The sequence below is a fragment of the Okeania sp. genome (genome assembly GCF_983059655.1).
Genome location: NZ_CEZPJD010000683.1, coordinates 1 through 4,307 on the forward strand (window position 1 = coordinate 1; position 4,307 = coordinate 4,307).

Annotated in this window: 4 protein-coding genes; 3 read left to right on the top strand and 1 reads right to left on the bottom strand. The window is 36.0% G+C overall.

Annotated features, from left to right (window positions below):
• The first annotated feature begins 6 nt into the window (after window positions 1–6).
• Entirely contained in the window at window positions 7–594 is a 588-nt protein-coding gene (locus AC3DU7_RS26595) for an L-threonylcarbamoyladenylate synthase (RefSeq protein WP_488042280.1), read from the top strand.
• Between the two features lie 33 nt (window positions 595–627).
• Window positions 628–1,563, top strand: coding sequence for a histidine kinase dimerization/phospho-acceptor domain-containing protein (locus AC3DU7_RS26600; RefSeq protein ID WP_488042277.1), 936 nt, complete (start codon window positions 628–630; stop codon window positions 1,561–1,563).
• A gap of 13 nt (window positions 1,564–1,576) precedes the next feature.
• On the opposite strand, the gene AC3DU7_RS26605 is transcribed toward AC3DU7_RS26600, so the two are convergent.
• Window positions 1,577–2,065 carry a GNAT family N-acetyltransferase gene (locus AC3DU7_RS26605; protein WP_488042278.1) on the bottom strand — a complete coding sequence of 163 codons (489 nt, stop codon included), beginning with the start codon at window positions 2,063–2,065 and terminating at the stop codon, window positions 1,577–1,579.
• A 967-nt stretch (window positions 2,066–3,032) separates the two neighbouring features.
• Between AC3DU7_RS26605 and AC3DU7_RS26610 the strand changes: the two genes are divergently transcribed.
• A complete protein-coding gene (locus AC3DU7_RS26610) occupies window positions 3,033–4,091 on the top strand; it encodes a threonine aldolase family protein (protein WP_488042279.1) in 1,059 nt (352 codons plus the stop codon).
• The last annotated feature ends 216 nt before the right edge of the window (window positions 4,092–4,307 follow it).

Sequence of the window (4,307 nt, forward strand, 5' to 3'; positions counted from 1 at the left end):
AAAAAAATGAGTTTAGTATCTATTGAGACACTCATTGAGGGGGCAATTTCTGGTAATTTAGTGAGCTTTCCTACTGATACTGTACCAGCATTAGCGGCTCTTCCTCAAAAAGCAGATTTAATTTTTCAAGCAAAACGTCGTAGTCCAGATAAACCTTTGATTTTGATGGGGGCAACTCCGGAATCTTTGTGGCCTTATGTTCAAGGGAGTGATGAAGAGTTGCAGTTATGGCAAGAGGTTGCTCAGAAGTATTGGCCTGGACCTTTAACTTTGGTGCTGCCAGCTTCGGAAATGGTTCCTAAAGAAATGAACCCTTTTGACCCAACTACTATTGGAATCAGGATTCCTAATTGCGATATTGCTAGGGAAATTATGGCTCAAACAGGGCCTTTAGCTACTACAAGTGCTAATTTCTCAGGTCAACCTCCCTTGGGTGGAATGGCTGAAATTAATGCTCAATTTCCAGATGTTTTGGTATTGTCCCACAAACAGGAGATAATCTTGGCTTCTGGAATGCCTTCTACTGTTGCTAAGTGGAAGGAAATTAGTTGTTGGGAAATCTTACGTCAGGGAGCGGTCAAGTTAAAATTTTAAGGGTACGTTATATTATTGAATATTTTTAGTCCCATGGACTGGAACGATTTTTTATTTTTGGCATTAGGATTAGGGTTTGGTGTAATAGGTGGTAGGTTATGGTTGAGGCCAAAAACTGAGAACTTATCAACGCCTTCTGTGGTGTCATCTCCTGAAGCATCTAATTTAGATAGACTAGAAAATGTTTTAGAACAACTGAAACAGACTCAACTTGCATACCAGATGGCATCGGAAATGAGTAAATTTAAGGGTGGTTTTTTAGCTCGAACTTCTCACGAGTTGCGATCGCCTATGAATAGTATGATTAGTACGCTACAGTTAATTATTTTTGATTTAGCTGATAACCCAGAAGAAGAACGTGAATTTGCTAATCAAGCGTATAATTCTGCGTTAAAAACTTTGGAATTGCTCGATCAAATTATTGATGTGGCTAAAACCGAGCATGGTACTGAAAAACATAAGATAGAACGTCTTCAGCTTAGTAAAGTGTTAGGGGCGGTGGATGATTTGACGTGTTTACAAGCTGCTAATCGTAGTATTCGTTTGAAAATATTACCTCCAGACTCTAATATTTATGTTTTGGCGGATGAGTCTCGTCTGAAGCAGGTTTTGGTTAGTTTAGTTGATACTGCGATTGCTGAAATGAATGAAGGCAGTATTAATATTTCTGTTCATCCCGCACAAGAATCTGGTTATGTTCATATCTGGATTGACGATCAACGTCCAGTTAGTGCTTGGAGTGAGTCTTGGGATTTACTCAAACAGATTCATGAGGAGAAAACTGAAAAGATTGTGAATTGTGACTTTCAGCTTTCTCCTGGTATGAGGTTGTTAATGAATCAAACTCTGTTAGGAATCATGAATGGACGTTTAGAGGTACTGGCAACACCTTCTGATGGTGAGGAGTCTGATTTTAATCGAACTCAATGTTCTATTCCTATGAGTATAGAAAACGATGAGAGTTCTTAGCTAAAATTTTGTGTTACTTTTGAGCAAGTAGCAATGCTTTGTTTCTAGTTGTTAATTCTATTTCTCCTGCCATTGGTTGATTGTGCAATATCATTGTTGTGGTTTGGTTGTATTGAAATCCTATGCGTTTGTAGAAATCCTGTTGGTAGGTTGTCATTAGGTAGACTCGTTCTACATGGCACATTCTTGGATGACTTAAAATTGTTTGAACTAATTTGCGTCCTAGTCCTCCACCTTGATAGTTTGGGTGAATGACTATGTCCCAAATTGTGCCTCTGTATACACAGTCTGATGTAGCACGACCAAAACCTATCATTTTTTGACTATCCCATACGCTTACGACTGGGTTACTGTTTGTAATGGCTATTTCTAAATCTTCTATTTTTCGATTTTTTGCCCATACTGCTGCGGAATCAAATAAAGCCATCAGTTGGACAAGATCTACTTTTGAGTTACCTTCGCAGAATTGTATATGACGATAATCTCTGGTAGTGTTTTCCATGTTGAGTTAGCTCTCTATAAATTTTAATAGGAGTTATTAACGAAGTCAGAAGTTAGAAGTCAGAAATCAAAAGTTCTTTTTGTTACGGGGATGTGTGGACAACCATCCAAAAATATTTCGCTAATCAAGGCGGGGTTTTAGACCCAATTATTTTGATAAATAATTTTTACTTTTGCCTATTTTTGTTTCGATTGAATATATTTTTGGAATAGTTTTTACCTCTATATTAGCCTTTTTCTGCTTAAAGAGAGATAAAACTAATAAATATATTTAGGTTATTTTCTATTATTTGAGTGCTGTGCGTGATTGTAAATTATTTTACTTACCTCCAAAACTTTAAAGCTAGTAATAGTTGATGTTTATTTCTTAACTATTTTGTATAGTATCACTCTTTTTTCTAATAATCAATATACTAACAAGATGTTTTTTCGTAAGTTGTATCAAGATCTGATAATAGATTGAATTGGCTACAATTTTATATGAAAAAATTTTTTTTGTATGTAATTTTTACTATATATTTATTATTAGTTATATATAGTTCATAAGAAATATACATATAATTAAGAATAACCATTGATGAGTAGTCATTAATATAAAGCTATTAGGTCGTATGTGGTAGGTTGTAGCTGTAAATTTATTTAGGTGGTAGGTCGTAAGAAAAATATTTCTACTAAATGGTAGGAATACTCTAACTAAACTAATAAGTTGCGATGAATGCTAATTTTGCATCCATTGAGTTAATACCAAACTTGAAAAAAGAATGTTAATAATAAGAAAAATCAAAAGAATTTATAGGAGATAATAAAGATAACTTCCCACTAAAAAGTGGTATTTAAGCAATTCATTCTGACTGTTGACTTCTAAGAAATATCCTATCTATTTATCGCAAATATTTATCAATTTGCTATAACTTAGCAATTGTGCTCAATTAATTTTTTTAGTCCTTTAGCAAAATCAAGTTAACAATATGAGAAATATAAACTTTTGTAGTGATAATGTCACTGAGGTCTGCCCAGAAATTATGGCTGCTTTGATAACTGCCAATGAAGGATCGGCAATGCCTTATGGTGCCGATGAATACACCCAACGCTTAGAAGCTAAATTCTCAAAATTATTTGAAACTCCTGTGACAATTTTTCCGGTTGCTACAGGATCTGCTGCTAATGCTCTTGCTTTATCAGCGATCGCTCCTCCCTATGGAGCTATTTATTGTCATGCTGAATCTCATATTAATATAGATGAATGTGGTGCCCCAGAATTTTATACAGGTGGTGCGAAACTGGTGACGCTCAGTGGCACAGATGCTCAAATTAATCCTTCTGACTTAGCAACAGCATTAGAAAAAGCTGGTATTGGTATAGTGCATCATGTTCAACCAGCAGCAGTTAGTATTACCCAAGCTACAGAAGCAGGAACAGTTTATTTACCAGAAGATATAGCTGAAATAGCAAAATTAACTCACGATCGTAACCTGTATCTACACATGGATGGAGCGCGTTTTGCAAATGCCGTTGTTAGTTTGGGTTGTGCGCCAGCAGATATAACTTGGCGAGCAGGGGTAGATGTATTGTGTTTTGGTGCTACTAAAAATGGAGCAATGGCAGCAGAAGCAGTAGTCTTTTTTAATCAAGAATTAGCAAAAACATTTGGATACCGTCGCAAACGCAGTGGTCACTTATTCTCAAAAATGCGATATTTGTCAGCTCAGTTAGAAGCTTACATTACTGATGATGTATGGCTGAAAAATGCCAGCAATGCTAATAAAATGGCTACAAAATTAGCCCAATGTTTGGTCAACTGTCCTGTTGCTAGGTTATGTCATCCAGTGGAGGCAAATGAAATTTTTTTAGAAATTCCTGAGTCTGTGGTTAGTGGTTTGAGAGCGGATGGTTTTCAGTTTTATGTTTGGCAGCAGGCAACTTTACCCATAATTCGACTTGTCACTACTTTTAATACTAGGGATGAAGATGTAGATGCTTTTTTAGCAAGTGTTCAATCTCATTCTGCAGTTAATGTGATGGAATAGACCTCTCCGGAAAAGAGGGAGTAGGCAGTAGGGAGTAGGGGAAAAGAATTGATGATTTATGCGTATGGGATTGATTTAATTTTTAACGATCGCCAGATGTCTAATAGACCTCATTAATTTAGGAGTCAGGAGGAAAGAAAGAAGAAGAAAGAGTATTCAAGAATTTAGAATTTAGAATTTAGAATTATAGCGCTGTGCGCAGGCAACAGGCAACAG

Bases quoted from the DNA above. Each gene is read 5' to 3' on its own strand.
- AC3DU7_RS26595 (WP_488042280.1), top strand. From the start codon at position 7: ATGAGTTTAGTATCTATTGAGACACTCATTGAGGGGGCAATTTCTGGT.
- AC3DU7_RS26600 (WP_488042277.1), top strand. From the start codon at position 628: ATGGACTGGAACGATTTTTTATTTTTGGCATTAGGATTAGGGTTTGGT.
- AC3DU7_RS26605 (WP_488042278.1), bottom strand. From the start codon at position 2,065: ATGGAAAACACTACCAGAGATTATCGTCATATACAATTCTGCGAAGGT.
- AC3DU7_RS26610 (WP_488042279.1), top strand. From the start codon at position 3,033: ATGAGAAATATAAACTTTTGTAGTGATAATGTCACTGAGGTCTGCCCA.